12 protein-coding genes and 1 pseudogene are annotated in these 17,055 nt (G+C 64.4%); 6 read left to right on the plus strand and 7 right to left on the minus strand.

Annotated features, from left to right (window positions below; genetic code table 11):
• Positions 1–145: 145 nt before the first annotated feature.
• A complete protein-coding gene (locus tag EWH10_RS18310; RefSeq protein ID WP_009824027.1) occupies positions 146–718 on the minus strand; it encodes a recombinase family protein in 573 nt (190 codons plus the stop codon).
• 191 nt (positions 719–909) lie between these two features.
• Between EWH10_RS18310 and EWH10_RS18315 the strand changes: the two genes are divergently transcribed.
• Together EWH10_RS18315 and EWH10_RS18320 are read left to right on the plus strand one after the other, a co-directional pair.
• Complete coding sequence (locus EWH10_RS18315) at positions 910–2,310, plus strand: Mu transposase C-terminal domain-containing protein (RefSeq protein WP_004212864.1); 1,401 nt, start codon at positions 910–912, stop codon at positions 2,308–2,310.
• A complete protein-coding gene (locus EWH10_RS18320) occupies positions 2,237–2,545 on the plus strand; it encodes a TniB family NTP-binding protein (protein ID WP_229742689.1) in 309 nt (102 codons plus the stop codon). The genes EWH10_RS18315 and EWH10_RS18320 overlap by 74 nt, the downstream gene beginning before the upstream one ends.
• A gap of 32 nt (positions 2,546–2,577) precedes the next feature.
• On the opposite strand, the gene EWH10_RS18325 is transcribed toward EWH10_RS18320, so the two are convergent.
• Positions 2,578–3,171, minus strand: coding sequence for a recombinase family protein (locus EWH10_RS18325; protein ID WP_013039114.1), 594 nt, complete (start codon positions 3,169–3,171; stop codon positions 2,578–2,580).
• A 139-nt stretch (positions 3,172–3,310) separates the two neighbouring features.
• Between EWH10_RS18325 and EWH10_RS18330 the strand changes: the two genes are divergently transcribed.
• From EWH10_RS18330 to EWH10_RS18340, 3 genes are all read left to right on the plus strand, one after another.
• Entirely contained in the window at positions 3,311–6,268 is a 2,958-nt protein-coding gene (locus EWH10_RS18330; protein ID WP_011627729.1) for a Tn3 family transposase, read from the plus strand.
• Positions 6,269–6,362: 94 nt separating this feature from the next.
• Entirely contained in the window at positions 6,363–8,450 is a 2,088-nt protein-coding gene (locus EWH10_RS18335) for a S8 family serine peptidase (RefSeq protein ID WP_130030152.1), read from the plus strand.
• Positions 8,451–8,514: 64 nt separating this feature from the next.
• Positions 8,515–8,793 carry a hypothetical protein gene (locus EWH10_RS18340; protein WP_025552265.1) on the plus strand — a complete coding sequence of 93 codons (279 nt, stop codon included), beginning with the start codon at positions 8,515–8,517 and terminating at the stop codon, positions 8,791–8,793.
• 22 nt (positions 8,794–8,815) lie between these two features.
• On the opposite strand, the gene EWH10_RS18345 is transcribed toward EWH10_RS18340, so the two are convergent.
• The 3 genes from EWH10_RS18345 to istA (EWH10_RS18355) all read right to left on the minus strand — a co-directional run bounded on the left by EWH10_RS18345 (position 8,816) and on the right by istA (EWH10_RS18355) (position 12,455).
• Complete coding sequence (locus EWH10_RS18345) at positions 8,816–10,042, minus strand: hypothetical protein (RefSeq protein ID WP_130030153.1); 1,227 nt, start codon at positions 10,040–10,042, stop codon at positions 8,816–8,818.
• Positions 10,043–10,335: 293 nt separating this feature from the next.
• Positions 10,336–11,196, minus strand: a complete 861-nt coding sequence (gene istB, locus EWH10_RS18350; protein ID WP_013041154.1) for an IS21-like element helper ATPase IstB — start codon at positions 11,194–11,196, stop codon at positions 10,336–10,338.
• The gene (gene istA, locus EWH10_RS18355) at positions 11,193–12,455 is read right to left on the minus strand and encodes an IS21 family transposase (RefSeq protein ID WP_130030154.1); all 1,263 of its coding nucleotides are present in this window, start codon (positions 12,453–12,455) and stop codon (positions 11,193–11,195) included. The genes istB (EWH10_RS18350) and istA (EWH10_RS18355) overlap by 4 nt, the downstream gene beginning before the upstream one ends.
• A 144-nt stretch (positions 12,456–12,599) precedes the next feature.
• Here istA (EWH10_RS18355) and EWH10_RS18360 point away from each other — a divergent pair, with 144 nt between their 5' ends.
• Positions 12,600–13,988: a phospholipase D-like domain-containing protein gene (locus EWH10_RS18360; protein WP_025552194.1), complete on the plus strand. Its 1,389-nt coding sequence runs from the start codon at positions 12,600–12,602 to the stop codon at positions 13,986–13,988.
• A 754-nt stretch (positions 13,989–14,742) separates the two neighbouring features.
• On the opposite strand, the gene istB (EWH10_RS18365) is transcribed toward EWH10_RS18360, so the two are convergent.
• Together istB (EWH10_RS18365) and istA (EWH10_RS18370) are read right to left on the minus strand one after the other, a co-directional pair.
• Positions 14,743–15,471 (minus strand): IS21-like element helper ATPase IstB, encoded by a 729-nt coding sequence (gene istB / locus EWH10_RS18365; RefSeq protein WP_025552193.1) that lies wholly within the window; start codon positions 15,469–15,471, stop codon positions 14,743–14,745.
• A pseudogene (istA, locus tag EWH10_RS18370) lies at positions 15,458–16,972 on the minus strand (IS21 family transposase). Before istA (EWH10_RS18370) ends, istB (EWH10_RS18365) begins: the two are co-directional and overlap by 14 nt.
• Between the last annotated feature and the right edge of the window lie 83 nt (positions 16,973–17,055).

Genomic DNA, 17,055 nt, shown 5'->3' on the forward strand with positions numbered 1-17,055 from the left:
TAGATGAAGGATGGTGCAGACCGCTTAGATGCCTTCCCGATAACGAACGGTTCCGGGGGACGCTGGGCCGATCGGGACCGCGAACGGTGTAAACGCTCGCGCTAAGTGGCGGCATTCTGATCGCGCTATTTGTCGGCGAGCGTCGCTACGCGGCTACCGGCTTGGTCTCGGCCGATCGCACATAGGCGTAGAGTTTTGGCTTGGAGATGCCGAGCATCGAGCAAATCTTGGCGATCGGCATCGTGTTCTCGTGGTAGAGCCTGACGGGCAGGTCGCGCTTGTCCTTGCCGAGTGCGGCCGGCCGGCCACCCTTCTTGCCGCGAGCGCGGGCTGCGGTGAGACCGGCCTGGGTCCGCTCGCGGATCAGGTTGCGCTCGAACTCCGCCAATGCCCCGAACAGGTGGAAGGTAAGCTTGCCCGACGTGGTGGTCGTGTCGATCGCCTCGTGCAGGCTCAGCAGCCCGACCTTTTCCTCGTCGAGGTAGGTCATCCATCCGATCAGATCACGGAGCGAGCGGCCGAGCCTGTCGAGGCGCCAGACCACCAGTGTGTCGCCGGCGCGAAGCAGCTCCTTCACCTTTTCCAATCCAGGGCGAGCGGCAGTCGCCCCGGAGGCCTTGTCGGTGATGACCTTCTCGCAGCCGGCAGCCTTCAGCGCATCACGCTGGAGGTCCAGGTTCTGCTCGGCGGTCGATACGCGGGCGTAACCGATTTTCATGCGTAGGGCCGGTGGCGCCCCGATCGGGCGCGGTTTGGGAAGAAAGTCGTCATCGGCAGGTCTATGTTGCCCTAGTTTTCTTTACCGGGTAGATTTACGTCGAACAGGCCGGTTTGGCAACGCGAGCGGACTCGCATGGCGATGGGCAGGCAAATCTCCGTTTTCCTTACCTGCGACACGGACCGTCGGCGGTGACGCATCCGGCGCTTGTCCCGCCGCTGGCGATCGAGCGCTACCGCGTCCTTGAACCGCACCTCGCCGATGGCATCCCGCTCGCGGACCTCGCCCGCACCGGCACGCTGAGCGAGCGGACGTTGCAGCGCTGGCTCGGGCGCTACCGTGCCGAAGGACTTGCCGGTCTCGCGCGTCTGCCGCGCAACGATCGGGGCAGGCTGCACCTGCCGGAACATCTGGTCGAACTGACCCGCACTCTCGCCACCAAGCGCCCGCGACCCCCGGTCGCCGCCATTCACCGAAAGGTGCAGGAACTCGCCATCGCGCATGGACACCGAACCCCCAGCTATGCGGCCGTCGCGCGTGTCGTCAGGGCGATACCGGCAAGCCAGATCGCCGCAGCCTCCGATCCGGCCGTCTACCGCGACCAGCACGAGCTAGTGCATCGGCGCGAAGCCGCGACCTCGAACGAGATGTGGCAGGCCGATCATACCGTTCTCGACATTCTCGTGCTCGATGATGCCGGAACCCCGGTGCGTCCTTGGCTGACCGTCATCGTTGACGATCACAGCCGAGCCATCGCCGGTTACTTCCTCAGCCTCGATGCCCCCAGTGCCCTCAACACGGCGCTCGCCTTGCGGCAGGCGATCTGGCGCAAGCCCAATCCCGAATGGATCGTCAGCGGCATTCCCGAACAGCTTTACGTCGACAACGGCTCGGATTTCATCTCCGAGCATATCGAGCAGGCGTGCATCGCCCTCAAAATCCGCCTCATCCATTCGCTGCCGGGGCGTCCTCGCGGGCGCGGCAAGATCGAGCGGCTGTTCCGCACCATCAACGACATGTTCCTGCCCGACCTGCCCGGCCACCTGATCGCGGGCAAGCCGCTGTCGGCGCCAGTGCTCACGCTCGACGAGCTGCGCGCCCGCTTCGAGGCGTTCGTGTGCGGCGTCTATCATCGTCGCCCGCATGGCAGCACCGGCGAACCGCCGATCACGCGCTGGCAGAAGGGCGGGTTCCTGCCCGCAATGCCCGACAGCCTTGAACAGCTCGACATGCTGCTCGTGCACGTGCCCAAGCCCCGTAAAGTGCTGCGCGACGGCATCCGTCTGATGGGCAGGCGCTATGTCGAACCCACGCTCGCGGCCTTCGTCGGCGAGCAGGTCGAGGCGGTCTATGACCCCCGCGACCTGACCGAGATCCACGTCTACCACCAGGGCCGGTTCGTCTGCCGTGCGCTCAGCTCCGAGCACGCTGGGCACCCGTCGTTGCGCGCGATCCAGCGCGCCCGGCGCGGCGCGAAGGAGCGCGACAAGCAGGTGCCTGCCCCCACGGAGACCTTCGATGGCGACCAAGAGGATACGGCTTCCCGGCCCACCACCTACCGAGGGCTCCGGCTCTACGCCGCTGACGATTGAGTTCCTGGTCGAGCAGCCGTTCCTGGCGACCCGCGAACATGCCCGGTTCGTCGAGTTTGCCGAAGCCTGCGCGCACTACCGCTATATCGGCGTGTGTCATGGCCGGCCGGGCGTCGGAAAGACGCGATCGGCGCGCGAGTTTTCCAGCTTCCCCGACCTGGGGGAATATGCCGCGCTCCGTCCCATTGCCGCGCTCCTTGGCGAAAAGGTCGCTCGCTGCCGCGCCGTCTTCTAGGGGTGACTGCACGAAAGTGACTTATCTGCACGCTAAGAGCGAACGGACCGGGAACGCTGGGACTTTGTGTTCTTCTCCGTGGCTTCGAGGGCTTTGTAGAGGGCGGTTTTGCCGATCTTGAGGCGCGCGGCGGCCTCGCGAACTGTGAGGCCGGAAGCGATATGTTCGCGCGCCTTGCGGAGCTTGTCAGGTGTGACCACTGGCCGCCGCCCACCGGGGCGACCTCGCTCGCGAGCGGCCTTGAGGCCTGCATGGGTGCGCTCCCGGATCAGATCGCGCTCAAACTGGGCAAGCGAGCCGAAGATGTTGAACACCAGCATCCCGCCCGAAGTGGTGGTGTCGATGTTCTCGGTGAGCGAGCGGAACCCGATACCTCGCGTCGCTAGCTCGCCGACCTTCTCAATCAGATGGCTCATCGAGCGCCCAAGACGGTCGAGTTTCCAAACCACCAGCGTGTCGCCGCTGCGCAGATAGGCGAGCGCCTCGGCCAGGCCGGGCCGATCGGCTTTTGCACCAGATGCGTGATCGTCGAATATCCGGTCGCACCCGGCCGCGTTCAGCGCGTCGAGCTGGAGTGAGAGCTTCTGGTCTGCCGTCGAGACGCGCGCATAGCCGATCAACGCCACATGCAGCCCAATCCTGTCCGTTTTCCCATCATTATCTGATCTTGTCCGAATCGCCGTTATAGGTCCAGAGTTAACGGACATATTCCTGCTGGCCGCCAGAGGACCGTCTGACGGACAAGGACGCGGAAGGAGATAGTGCTTGGCGAGACGGCGACTGGTGAGCGCGGAAATCTGGGCAGGGCATTATGGCGCGCCGCTCGATGAGCGCGAGATTGCGCGGCACTATACGCTGACCGGTGACGACCTGGAAATTGTCGGCCGCCGTCGCGGCGATGCCACCCGGCTCGGCTACGCGATGCTCCTACTCTATATGAGATGGCCTGGCCGTGCGCTGGAAGCGGGTGAAGTCCCGCCCGCTCCTGTGCTCGCCTATGTGGCGCAGCAACTCGGCGTCGCGCCCGAAGCCTTCGCGGACTATGCCCATCGGGACCAGACCCGTCGCGAACATCTCGTTGAAATCCGACGATCGCACGGGTTCAGGATTTTCGACCGCAAGGCTTTCCACGAAGTTGTCGCATTCTCGATCCCGATCGCACAGACCATCGTCCACCCCGGCCAGATGGCGGGGGTCATCGTTGACGAACTTCGGCGCCGGCAGATCCTCCTGCCTTCTTCATCGGTTCTCGAAGCGGTACTCCGGCGTGCTCGCCAGCAGGCCGAACAGCTTACCTATGAAGTGCTCACGAACGGCCTGCGGCCCGATACGCTGCAGGGGCTGGACGATCTGCTGGCCCGACGAACAGGGCAAGCCGCGACATGGCTATCCTGGCTGCGCAATGCACCACAGTCGCCGGCAGCGCGCAACATCCTACGCCTGATCGAACGGCTCACTCATATCCGCGCGCTGGATCTCGATCGCGCCCGTGCCGACATGATCCCGGCTTTGACTTTTGACAGGCTGGCGGACGAAGGCAGCCGGATCACACCCCAGCACCTTGGCGAACTCAATGCCCTGCGCCGCCATGCGACGCTGGCGGCGCAGGGCATCCGTCTTGAGGAAAGCCTGACCGATGCCACCCTGACGATGTTCGACAAGCTGTTGGGCAGCATGTCGCGTCGCGCCGAGAACCGGACCCGTGACAAAGCCCTCAAGACGGTGCGCGAGTTGCAAGGCCATCTCCGGACGCTCACAGGGTCTTGCCGCATTCTCATCGAAGCGCGCACCAACGGTGTGGACTCTCTGGCGCAGATCGAGGCGCTGGATTGGCAGCGCTTCGCCGTGGCGGTCGCGCGGGCCGAAGTACTCGGGCGACCGGAAACCGTCGATCGCACCGCTGAATTGATCGAGCGGCATCGCACGGTGAAGCTCTTTGCCGGTGCCTTTCTCAACACCTTCGAATTTCGCGGCGCCGGTGCGGTGCAGGGACTCCTGTCGGCGCTTACCATCATCGCGGAGCTATACCGGACCGGCAAACGGCGCTTGCCTGATCGCGTGCCGCTGCGCTTTGTGCCCTCCGCATGGCGGCCGTTCGTCCTGCGGGACGGCATCGTCGATCGCGCCGCCTATGAACTATGCGCCTTGTCCCAGCTACGGGAGCGGTTGCGAGCGGGAGACATATGGGTCTCGGGAAGCCGCCAGTTCCGCGATTTCGATAGCTACCTCATCCCGCCGGCCACCTTCGACGCGCTTCGCGAGAAGGGGCCGTTGCCGCTCGCCATCGAAACGGACTTCGATCGTCATATCGAGGAAAGGCGCGCCAGGCTCGACACGGCGATCGAACAGGTGACGGTCCTCGCCCGACAGGGCGAGCTGCCCCAGGTCAGGCTTGACGAAAGCGGCCTTATCATCTCGCCGCTGAAAGCGGCAACGCCACCCGCCACCGAGATTGCCCGTCGCGCTGCCTATGACCGACTGCCGCGCGTGAAGATCACCGATCTCCTGCTTGAGGTCGATGCCTGGACCGGGTTCAGCGAATGCTTCATCCATCGGCGTTCGGGCCGGGAGGCCGACGACCGCAATGCGCTGCTCACCGTCATCCTTGCCGATGGCATCAATCTCGGCCTCACACGCATGGCGGAAACCTGCCGAGGCGCAAGCCTGCGCCAGCTCGCCCATCTCCACGACTGGCACATCAGCGAGGCCGCCTATGGTGAAGCGCTGGGAAGGCTGATCGACGCCCATCGCGCCATGCCGCTCGCCGCGCTGTGGGGAGACGGCACCACCTCGTCGAGCGACGGACAGCAATTCCATGCCGGGGGCCGTGGCGCCGCAATCGGCGACATCAACGCGCGCAGCGGCAACGAACCGGGCGTTGCCTTCTACACCCATGTCTCGGATCGATATGACCCCTTCGCGACCCGGGTAATCGCGGCGACCGCCGGCGAAGCTCCCTATGTGCTGGATGGCTTGCTGTATCAGCAGACCGGCCTGACAATCGAGGAGCACTACACCGATACAGGCGGTGCATCGGACCATGTGTTCGGCCTTATGCCCTTCTTCGGCTACCGCTTCGCGCCGCGCCTGCGCGACATCAAGCAGCGTCGTTTGCACCTCCTTCCCGGCCAGGAAGCCGGCCCCTTGCTTGCCGGCATGACGGCCGAACCGATCGCATTGGGTCATGTCGCGGCGCATTGGGATGAACTGCTGCGGTTCGCCACATCGATACGCACCGGCACCGCCACCGCTTCGGCGATGCTTCGCCGCCTGTCCGCCTATCCGCGACAGAACGGACTGGCCCTCGCGATGCGCGAGCTGGGCCGCCTCGAACGCTCGATCTTCATGCTCGACTGGCTGCGCGACATTGATCTGCGCCGGCGTACCCAGGCGGGCCTCAACAAGGGCGAGGCCCGCAACGCGCTCGCACGCGCGCTCTTCTTCAACCAGCTCGGCGAATTGCGTGATCGGCGGTTCGAGAACCAGACCTATCGCGCCTCCGGCCTCAACCTGCTCGTCGCCGCCATCATCCTGTGGAACACCCGCTATCTCGAAGTGGCGCTGGCTGATATCGGCACGCCCGACGAAATCGCACGTCACGTCGCGCCATTGGGCTGGGAACATATCTCGCTCACCGGCGACTATAGCTGGAATGTTGAAGATCGGCCCGATCCGGATGTCCTGCGGCCACTGCGCGCCATCAGTTCGTTGCTCGCCGCGTAACGTTCACCATACGTTCGCGCTTAGCGTGCGGATGCGTCACTTTCGTGTAGTCACCCCTATAGGCGTCAAATATTAGCCGGAGGAGCAGAGAGCGATGAACACGCAGGATCGGCCCCGCAGGGTTCCCGGCGTCGGAGCGGCGGTCGGCGATGCTGGCGGCGGCGCCGTTGATGCGACCGACGATCTCCCCAACGTAGCAGCAGCCGTTGCCGCCGGCGAGGCGGCACCGGACCCGAATATCACGCTCGTCCCGACGGCCATCGCAGTGGCGGAAGCGCCCACGCTCGACCCGCGTTTGCAGAAGCTGGTCGCCATCCGCCGCAGCGGGGGCACCACGGCAGCCACCGCCTCGACGGTCCCGGGCGAGGTAGCGGTTCTCGCTCGCGTCTCCGACGTGGCGGCATGGGAGGCGCTGAGCGAGGTGCGCCCCGGCGTCGCCCTGCCCGCCAATCAGGACAGCGACGGGGCCATCGTCACGGGGCGCATCCCGTTAGCCAGGATCGAGGCGGTGCGGCGCCAGCCGTTCGTGCTCAGCCTGAAGGCCGCACAGGATTTGCGCCCGGCGCTCAGCGCGAGCGTGCCCCAGGCGCGCGGCGACCCGGCAAGCCTCGGTGGCGGGCTCAGCACGCGCGGCGGCGCCGGCGCGGTCGTCGGCATCATCGACTACGGTTGCGACTTTGCGCACCTCAACTTCCGCAGCGCCAACGGCAGCCGTATCGAAGCGATCTGGCATCAGGGCGGCGTCAACAGTCCCACCGCGCCCTTTGGCTACGGCGCGCTCTACGAACGCGCTGCGATCGAGGCAGCGCTGCGGCAGCAGACTCCGTACACGACCCTGGGCTACGGCCCGGCCCGCGACTCCGCTGGCAGCCAAGGCACCCACGGTACCCACGTCATGGACATCGCCGCCGGAAGCGGCGGGGGCTCGGGCGTTGCCGGCTTCGCTCCGGAAGCGACGATCGTCTTCGTCGACGTCTCGTCTGACGATATCGTCTGGGAAGGCTCGGGCGTGGTCAGCACCTCTTTCGGCGATTCCGTCCGACTGCTCGAAGCCGTCCAGTTCATCTTTGATCGGGCCGGCACGCGACCGTGCGTGGTTAACATAAGCTTGGGCACCAATGGCGGGCCGCACGACGGCACTACGCTGGTCGAGCGCGGCATTGACCGCTTGCTCGGTCAGGCGCCCAATCGTGCCGTCGTGATCGCCGCCAGCAACTCCTACGGCGACCAGATCCACGCCTCCGGCCGGCTCGCTGCCGGCGGGAGCGTAGACATCACGTGGAACCGGCCGCCGAGCACCGGATGGCAGGACGAGCTTGAAATCTGGTACGGTGGCGCCGACCGCATCGCAATCGAGCTACTGATGCCCGACGGCAGCTCGCTCGGCGTGGTGGAGCCCGGCCAGAACGGAGAGGCCAAGGACGGCGGCAAAGTGGTCCTTCTCGTCGCCAACCGGCTCAACGACCCGAACAATGGCGACAATGTCATCGGCATCTTCATCGACGACAGCCTGCCAACCGGCACGTGGACCATCCGGCTTACCGGCCGCACCATAACGGACGGCGGGTTCCATGCCTGGATCGAGCGCGATGACAATTCGCAAGCTTCCTTCCTCGACCACATCGACGATGAGTATACAATCGGCTCGATCTCGTGCGGGCAGCTTAGTTTTGTCGTCGGTTCATACGACGCCCACAAGCCGAGCACGCCACTATCATGGTTCTCGAGCGCCGGGCCCACCCGCGACGGTCGGCAAAAGCCGGAACTGTCTGCTCCTGGCCATAGCGTCAGCGCCGCTCATTCCCGCACAAAGTCTGGCGTCATCCTGAAGTCCGGTACGAGCATGGCGGCCCCGGCGGTCACCGGCGCGCTGGCGCTGCTGCTGGCAGAAGCCCAGGCGCGCGGCATTGGGCTGAACCCTGCCGAACAGCATGCCCTCCTGCTCGGTAATCTGCGCGCGGCACCCGGCGCGCAGGGCTGGCATAGCCGCTGGGGGAACGGCCAGTTGGACGTTGCGGCCGCTATGGCCAATGTTGGGCGCGCGCCGCCGGCGGCGGCGCCGGCTCCTGCTGCTCCGCCTGCGGTCGCAACGAGCGCAGCCGCGGCGCCGTCCCGCAAGCGAAAGCGGGCCAGAGTCGAGGAAAGTACCCCCAAGAGGGGCCGCGCCAACAATAGCAAGTGATTCTTAGGCGCCGGTGTGATAGAGGTAGCGTGAACCAATCTCAGGGTTCGAAGGTTGATCGGTGATGGTGAAGCTTGCGATTTCCTCCAATTCGCTAAAGCGGGTGCAGATTCCGGTCTCGCGCGATGCGTCGCTCAAGCCGACCGACGAAGTCGAGATCGCGGTTCGCGTCACAAAGCCTAACTATGTGCCGAAGGACGTGAAGGTGCGCGCCCGCATCGATGAGACACTCTTCACCGGCAAGACGCTCCGCGGCAAGCTCGAGGCGCTCAATGCTGACGATGCCGTCGCGTCTGTGCAGATCGGCCACACCATCCGCGCGCCGAGGACCGATCAGGACTAGGCTTCTCCCGCCGATCGGCGCGTCAGGCTTGATGCTCGATGCCGACCAGGGGTTGGCGCTCGGTCGCGATGCCCGAGCCGAGCAACTCAGCCTCGGGTAAACCGAACACCGCCCAGCTCGCGCCAACCGTGGCGCTGACCTTGAGTGGGATGCTGCGCCCCATGCCGCTCAGGATGTTCTGCTTGGAGACGTGCGTGCCCCAGGCGCCGTCGAGCTTCACCGTGACGATGCGTCCGGTCGCTCCGAGTGCTTTGCGTAGCGTCTCCTCGGCCGCCGCCCGTTCGAGCAGCGGCACGCCTCCGGCATCGGCTTGGATTGCGGCGGCCAGCGTGTCGAACAAGGCCACTGCGCCGTTCGCCGCGCCGAGCGCCGCCTCGTGCGCGGCGCGGTCTCCTAGCGGATCGGCGTCGAGATCGTCCGGTGGCGTGTCCTGCTCGCCTTTGTCTCCTGCGCTTGCCTGCTTGGCCGCCTCCAGCCCTTCATCGATCCTGGCAACCGCGCCGGTATGATAGGCGGAACGCGCCCTCAGGGTCGCCGCGTCGGCCGCAAGCTTAGCCAGGCGAGCCGCGAGTGCGGTTCGTTCTGTATCGGCGGCTGGCGGCGAGAAGCCGTCGACCAGCACCTTCAGACCATTGCCTCGAAGCGTCGACGCTACCGCCAGCAGGAGGCTCCGATCTGAGGGAGCAAGCGCCCTACCTCCGACCTTGTAGTCGGTTCGAGCGAAGCCCAGCAGCGCATCGACACCGCCGAGGATCAGGGCCGCCGCAGCGATCGGCGCGGCGAGCCCCGCCCGGCGGTTTCCTGCTGATGGAGCGGCACGCTGTAGCGCCTCGTTCGAGACTTTGAGTGCCCCTGAAACCGCATTCTCGACCAGAGAGCACCGCGCGTTGAGGGCATCGGCGTGTTGAAACAGCGCGAGGCTTTCCGCGCTCGTGAGCAGCACGGTCACCGGGGTCGAGCCGATCGCCGTCCTGATCTGAGCGGACAGTTTGCCTGCGAGAGTGTCGAGGCTTTTGCGGGCGAGATGATTGATCTCGGCAACCCCTGCATCGGTGCCGATATCGACCGCACCTTTGTATGGCCCGGCGGTCGCCTCTCCAATCCGCGCCTTCAGCGCCTTGGTTGCGGCATCCAGCTCCGCGCTGTCCGCCTCGGCGACCGCCCTGCGGGCGGCAGCGACGTCGGCCGAAACCGATGCGGCGTCGGCCTGTGCCTGCAGCGCCGGGCTGAGCTTATGCTCGTCCGCCATCTTCTCCCCCTTCCGCGACTCAATTCGGCATCACGTTATCCTGCCCGAAAAAGCGGTACTTGTATCGGGCAAGCCGAGCCGATCTTGTACAAGTTGCGGTGCCGTTCGGCTGAGTAATGAGGTATGACTTGTCATTAGGGAGTCGCGGATCAAGCATATCTTGTTCGATGCGCTACGTTGGGGGGACCGGCGATGCAGATCCTGGATGAGCAGGCCTGTCAACGGGCACCGAAGATTCCGCAAAAGTGGGCATCTAAAATTCCCTAGTTTGGCGGGACGGTCTGTGCCGGTGATCAGCCGTGATGGAGATCTGGCTTTTCCTTTGCTGGTGGTCGGCCGCGCCGTTTCGGCAAGGGCGGTGGGTTGATGGATGGAGTTGCGCGCGCATGCTCAGGCAGCAGGTCGGCGTGCTGTCGCATACGATAGCTCGAGCCCTCGATCTGGATGACAACGGCATGGTGAAGGAGGCGGTCCAACAAGGCCGTCGCCACCACAGGATCGCCAAAGACATCCCCCCATTCCGCAAAGCCGCGGTTGGATGTGAGGATCATGGCGCCCTTTTCGTATCGGGCGTTGACGAGCTGGAAGAACAGGTTGCCGCCGCCCGGCGTGACAGGGAGATATCCGATCTCATCGACGACGAGCAGGGAGGAGCGGCACAGGAAGCGGATCCTTTCGCGCAACGTTCCTTCGCGTTCAGCCTTGGCCAGCGCAGCGATCAGATCGGCAAGCGGGATGAAGTAGACGCTTTTGCCTGCCTTCACGGCTTCGACTGCGAGGGCGGTCGCGATGTGGCTTTTCCCGGTGCCCGGCGGCCCCAGCAGATGCACGACCTCGGCCCGGTTGATGAAGTCGAGGCCGGCCAGCGCCAGGATCCGGTTGCGGTCGAGCGATGGCTGGAAGGAGAAGTCATATCCGTCCAGCGTCTTGATGATCGGCAGCCTGGCCATGCGCAGGGCCGCCTTGATCCTGCGGTTCTCCCGCAGCGACAGTTCTTCGTTCAGCAATATGTCGATCGCCTCAACGCCATCGATCTTGCCCTGCTCGATCCCGCGCAGGGTGGCGTCGAGCATTTCCAGGGCGCGCGGCATTTTAAGATGGACCAGACTGCGGCGGATATTATCAACGCGAGACGCAGCACCCCCATGGCTCATGGCCGTTCTCCTCGGGCCAGTTGGCTGCCGATCGCCTGATAGATCGCCAGGGAGCGCACAGCGACATGCTCGCCGATACGGCCAATGGTGATTGCATCCTTTGCGTGGTGACGACGCTTGGCCCCGCTGCCTCCGGTTCGATGCACAGGATCGATCCTGTACTGTCGGCGCCCCTCCAGGACAGGATGCTCGGCAATGACCTGGCCCAGGTCGATGATCCGGATCTTGTCGGGCAACTGCTGGATTTCGACGACGCGGCGGGTGCGATCGGGAACGCTGTAATAGTTGCCGCCGACGGAGACCATGCCGTCGTGGCTGACGCGGCGCTCCAGCTTCAGCACGGCATCGAAGCGCTCTGCTGGGAGCAGTTGCAGCTCAGGCTGCTCGGCGGCAAAGGCGTCGGCGATGATCCGCTGCGTCGTGCCGTGGACACGGACGTTGGCGACGGTATCGAGCCAGTCGATAAGCTGGACATTGAGATCTTCCAGATTGCGGAAACTCCGCCCGAGGAAGAAGTCTTTGCGGATGTAGCTGAACGGCCGCTCGACCTTTCCCTTGGTCTTGGCCCGATAGGGACGACAGGCGCGCGGAACGAAGCGATAATGCCCCGCCAGAGCCAGCAATGATCGATTGTAGATGATGTGACCCTGATCGTCTTCCCCGGTCACGGCGGTTTTCATGCGATCGTAGAGGATCTCGATCGGGACGCCTCCGATCGCTTCAAAGGCCTGTATATGACAGCGCAACAGGGTTTGGAGATCCTGGTGCATGACATAGCGTGCAAACAGGAAGCGCGAATGCCCCAGCACCAGGCTGAACAGCCAGACGATCCGGCTGACGCCAGGCTCATCGGTAAAATCAACGACGAACCGGGCGAAGTCGATCTGCGCCTGCACGCCTGGCGGCGTCTCGAACCGCACCTCGAAGGGCTTGGGGCCGTTTTCCGGCCGGATCGCGGCCAGGAACCGCTTCACGGCAGTATAGGCGCCCATATAACCCAGCTCACGGATTTCCCGCGTCAGGCGCGCCGCTGTCAGATCGGGAAAGGCCGCCACCCGCTCGCGCAGAAATTCCAGATAGGGCGCCAGCTTGTTCGGCCGTCCCAATGCGCGTGGGCCATAGACCGGAGCTTCGACGCCCCGTTCGATATATTTGCGGATGGTCTTGGGATCGCGGCCAGTGCGTCGGGCGATGGCTGATATGGATACGCCCTGCCGATGTAGCTCGAGGATCATCATCAATTCTCCAAGTCGGATCATCGGCCCCGTCTCCGCGTCTGCAAAGGAGATGAGGACGATGTCGGCTCATCTCATTCTGCCGGGGCTAGCCCCGGCAGAATGAGATGAAGGGGCCACCAACTAGGGAATTTTCAAAGCCCACTTTTGCGGAGAATTGCAGGACCGATGACACAGGCCAAGGCGAGCGTCGCCAAAGTCATCGAGCGCAATCTTCACCAGCTCTCCCGGACGCGCGGCTTCCTCGCGGCGGAGCCGGGATTCGCCGTCATCGATGGCACGCTCGTCCGCGAGCCGGCGATCGTCGCCTATGTGCGCCGCTGGCTGCCGCCGGAAAGCCTGCTGCCGGAGGAACGGCTGCCGGAAGCGGTCGAAGGCGTCCGCATTGATGTCGTCCAGGCTGACCCGTGGAAGGCGCTGGAGCTCGCGCAGGACCGCCTGCCCGTTGCGGCCGGCCTCGATGCCGCCGCTGCCTCGGCCCTGCGCTATGAAGGAATCGAGGGCGATCCCATCGACGAAGAGGTGACCTTCCATGGAACACTGGTCTGTCATGCCGGCCCCGACACCGGCTGGACGACGCTGCAAGGCTTCCTCGGCGGCGTCGAGGAGCGGCTCACCGTTGCAATGTACGACTTCTCGGCCGACTACATCGCCAATGCCCTGATCGACGCCGTTACGGCGGCCAACGCTGAGGTTGCCCTCACTATTGACGATGACCTGCGCGAGAACCTCGGAGACGGGGAGGAAAGCATTCAGGAGCGGCTCGAAAGCCGTCTCGGCGCCCGCTACAGCGCCTCGATCATCTTCTGCAACTCCAGCCGCCGCTTCCCCTCCGCCTACCATCCCAAGGTCGCGGTCCGCGACGACACGGTGATGTGGCTATCGAGCGGCAACTGGTCCCCGGCGAGTCAGCCTCCACTCGACCCGCTCGGCAAGCCCGCCGATGCCCGCACAATGTTCCGGCGCGGTAACCGCGAATGGCATGTTATCGCTGAGGATGCGGGGCTCGCCCAGCTGTTCCAGCGCTACATCCTCCACGACAAGGCCATGGCTGACTCCGACAATGCCGCAGAGCCCGGCACCTCGCTCGCGATGCCCGACCTCTTCGTCTCGATCGACGAGCTGGCAGATCGCGCAGCGCTCGATCTGGCCGCTCCGCCCGAGCCGGTCGCGCCAGCCAGGCTTCCCTCGGCGCCCCGCCCGATCCGTATTCAGCCTCTGCTGTCACCCGATAACTATGCGCGGCGTATAACCGAATGGATCGAGGGCGCTGAGCGCAGCCTCTATCTTCAATACTCCTATATCAAATGGAGCGACCTCGGCATCGACGCAGGCCTGAAGCACGTGCTCGCGCACCTTGCCGAGCGCTCGCAGGACGAAGATTTCGACCTGCGCATAATCATCGGCGACAGCTCGGCGCGCGAGAATGCGCGGCTGCTCGCGCAGAACGGCTTCGACGAGAGCTGCCTTCGCGCGCAATCCAAGATTCACAACAATGTTATCGAATATCTGCGCGATTTCATAACTTTACGCCCAACCGCGCACAGGTCTCCCTAGAGCGTTTGGCGTGAAATAGGAATCGGCGGGGATTCCCATGCCAGGCAAATTATGATTCATTCGCTGCTGGAGGTGGATGATTGGAAAAGCCTATTCGAGCGATCTTCGGGAACGGATTTCAGCGCATGTATCAGCGGGTTATTCGCGGCGTGATGCAGCGCGGCGTTTTGGGGTTAGTCCAAGCTGTGCCGTTAAACTCGCACAGAGGGTTTCAAAGACGGCCCAGCTTCCCCTGCCAAACAGGGACGCCCACCAGGTGCCGGTAAGCTCGCTCCGTACGCCAGCATATTGAGCCGCTGGGTTGATGAAAAGTCAGACATCGCGATGGCCGAACTGGCTCCGAAGCTAAAAGCCCATAGTGGTCTTGAAGTTCATCCGGCATCGCTGTCACGGGCGCTCCTTGCTGCGGGCTTTCGATATAAAAAAGCCCTGATGGCGTCGGAATGCGGACGCGATGATGTGGCCCAAGCCCGTCGGCGTTGGCGCCTGGATCGACAACCACGCATGCGCGAGGAGCGGCATCGGCTTCACTTCATTGATGAGACAGCTACCACGACGGAGATGACAAGGTTACGTGGCCGTGCCCTGCATGGCAGGCGTCTCAAGTGTCAATCGGCGTGCAAACGGGACCCCCTTTCAAGGATGGCACGACTGTCAAGGAACGCGCCTTGCGCTGCGCGCGGCGTAGGGAGGGCGGAGCCCGACCGGAGGCGCGCGCAGCGCAAAGCATCTTCATCCTGACCTGCGGCGAGGATCAGTTTCGGTTCTTGAAGCGCCAGCTGTCATTGCCGGTTTCGATGATGTCGCAATGATGGGTGACGCGATCGAGGAGAGCGGTGGTCATCTTGGGATCGCCGAACACGGTCGGCCATTCCCCGAACGCCAGGTTGGTCGTGATGATGACGCTGGTTTGCTCGTAAAGCTTGCTGACGAGATGGAACAGCAACTGCCCGCCTGAACGGGCGAATGGCAGATAGCCAAGCTCGTCCAGAACCACGAGATCGAGCCGAGAGAGCTGGGCGGCAAGCGCGCCGCTTTTGCCGATCCGGGCTTCCTCTTCGAGGCGGGTCACCAGATCCACGGTGTTGAAGTAACGCCCCCGCGCCCCGGCGCGAACGACATTGGCGGTGATGGCGATGGCCAGATGGGTCTTGCCGGTGCCGGTGCCGCCGACCAGGACAATATTGCGCCGTGCGGGCAGGAACGCGCCACCGTGCAGCGAACGGACCAGCCCCTCGTTGATCGGCGTCCCTTCGAAGCGGAACGCATCGATATCCTTCACCACCGGCAGCTTGGCGGCCGCCATCCGGTATCGGATCGAGGCCGCGTGGCGGTGCGTTGCTTCCGCGCGCAGCAGATCGGTCAGTATCTCCATCGTTGTGCGCTGACGCTGGAGGCCCGTGGTGACGGCCTCATCGAACGCGCCGGCCATCCCCTTGAGCCTAAGCCCGCGCATCGCGTCGATCATGTCATGCCGCTGCATGGAAGTTCCTCAGTTGGTCGTAACGGGCACAGTCAGCGATCGGCGGATGCCGCAGGGTATTGTCCTCTGAAGTGACGATCGTCAGCGGTCGCGGCGGTTCGCGGCGCCGTGCCAGGATATTGAGGATCAGATCGTCGCTCGCCGTGCCGGTCGCCAGCGCCTCCCGCACGGCGGCCTCGACGAGTTCCAGGCCGTCGGTCAGCACGGCCGCCAGCACGCGCACGAACCGCCGGTCAGAATCATCGCCGTTGCCCAGCTTGCGTCGCAACCGCGCCAAGGCTGGCGGCAACTCCCAGTCCTGGAAAGGGGCGCCGTTGCGTAAAGCGCCGGGCTTGCGGGCCAGCACCGGCAGATAGTGCCAGGGATCATAGATGGTGCGGTTCCGCCCGAAGAAGCGGGGATGCTCGGCGACGACCTCATCGCCGCATCGCACGACAATGCGGTCGGCATAGGCCCGAACCTGCACCGTGCGCCGCGCCACCGTCGAGAGGACCGAGTATCGGTTGCGATCGTAGCTGATCAGGCAGGTGCCCGACACGCCGTGCTCGCTCTCGTTGAAGCCATCGAACGGCCCCAGCATCGACTGTAATGCAGGGCGTTCCATCTCCAGCATCTGCGCCACGGTCTGGTCGCCCTGCTCAGGATGGGCTTGTCGTTCGGCCCAGCGCCGGCACTCAGCTTCCAGCCAGCCATTGAGCTCCTCGAGGCTGGCGAACCGCAGACGGGGCTGGAAGAAGCGCCCTCGGATGGTCTGCACCTGGTTCTCGACCTGGCCCTTCTCCCAGCCCGCCGCCGGCGAGCAGGCCGTGGGCTCGACCATGTAATGGTCGGCCATGATCAGGGACCGCCGGTTGAACACCCGGTCCTTACCGGTGAACACGCTCGTCACCGCCGTCTTCATATTATCGTAGATGCCGCGCCTGGGCACGCCGCCGAAAAAGGCAAAGCCGCGCGCATGCGCGTCAAACAGCATCTCCTGGGTCTCGCGTGGATAGGCTCGGACATACACCGCCCGCGACGCGCACAGCCGCATGTGCGCGACCTTTACCCGCATCGGCTTGCCGGCGATCTCGACATCCTCGTGGCTCCAGTCGAACTGGTAGGCCTCGCCGGGCTGGAACAGCATCGGAATAAAGGCCGTCGTCCCGTCGCCGACATCCCTGCGCCGCTCGATCTTCCACCGTGCCGCATAGCGGCGCACGGCATCGTAAGAGCCCTCGAAACCCTCATGCACCAGAAGGTCGTGGATATGGGGCATCCGAAGCCGGTCACGCCGGCCCCGTACCTCGTTCTCTTCCAACAGCACATCCAGCCGATCCTGAAACGGACCGATCCGCGGCAGCGGCTGAACCTTGCGTCGATAATCAAATGCGCCTTCAGGCGCTCGGATCGCCTTGCGGATTACCTACCGCGACACATGCAGATCACGCGCGATCGCCTTGATCGCCTTCCCGCCGGCATACTCACGCCGGATACGAACCACTGTCTCCAAAACCAACATCCCGATCTCGCCGCATGAACTTCCACGCGACTGTGTAAGCTATCGAAATGAGGGGTCCCTTTTAGACGCCGATCACCCCGCTA

The sequence above is a fragment of the Sphingobium fuliginis genome (assembly GCF_004152845.1).
In the GTDB taxonomy this organism is placed as follows: domain Bacteria; phylum Pseudomonadota; class Alphaproteobacteria; order Sphingomonadales; family Sphingomonadaceae; genus Sphingobium; species Sphingobium fuliginis.

What these genes read in the sequence shown, in the direction of transcription:
- EWH10_RS18345 (WP_130030153.1), bottom strand. Translation starts at nt 10,042, where the DNA reads ATGGCGGACGAGCATAAGCTCAGCCCGGCGCTGCAGGCACAGGCCGAC.
- EWH10_RS18360 (WP_025552194.1), top strand. Translation starts at nt 12,600, where the DNA reads ATGACACAGGCCAAGGCGAGCGTCGCCAAAGTCATCGAGCGCAATCTT.
- EWH10_RS18335 (WP_130030152.1), top strand. Translation starts at nt 6,363, where the DNA reads ATGAACACGCAGGATCGGCCCCGCAGGGTTCCCGGCGTCGGAGCGGCG.
- EWH10_RS18310 (WP_009824027.1), bottom strand. Translation starts at nt 718, where the DNA reads ATGAAAATCGGTTACGCCCGCGTATCGACCGCCGAGCAGAACCTGGAC.
- EWH10_RS18340 (WP_025552265.1), top strand. Translation starts at nt 8,515, where the DNA reads ATGGTGAAGCTTGCGATTTCCTCCAATTCGCTAAAGCGGGTGCAGATT.
- istB (WP_013041154.1), bottom strand. Translation starts at nt 11,196, where the DNA reads ATGAGCCATGGGGGTGCTGCGTCTCGCGTTGATAATATCCGCCGCAGT.
- istA (WP_130030154.1), bottom strand. Translation starts at nt 12,455, where the DNA reads ATGATCCGACTTGGAGAATTGATGATGATCCTCGAGCTACATCGGCAG.
- istB (WP_025552193.1), bottom strand. Translation starts at nt 15,471, where the DNA reads ATGCAGCGGCATGACATGATCGACGCGATGCGCGGGCTTAGGCTCAAG.
- EWH10_RS18320 (WP_229742689.1), top strand. Translation starts at nt 2,237, where the DNA reads ATGGCGACCAAGAGGATACGGCTTCCCGGCCCACCACCTACCGAGGGC.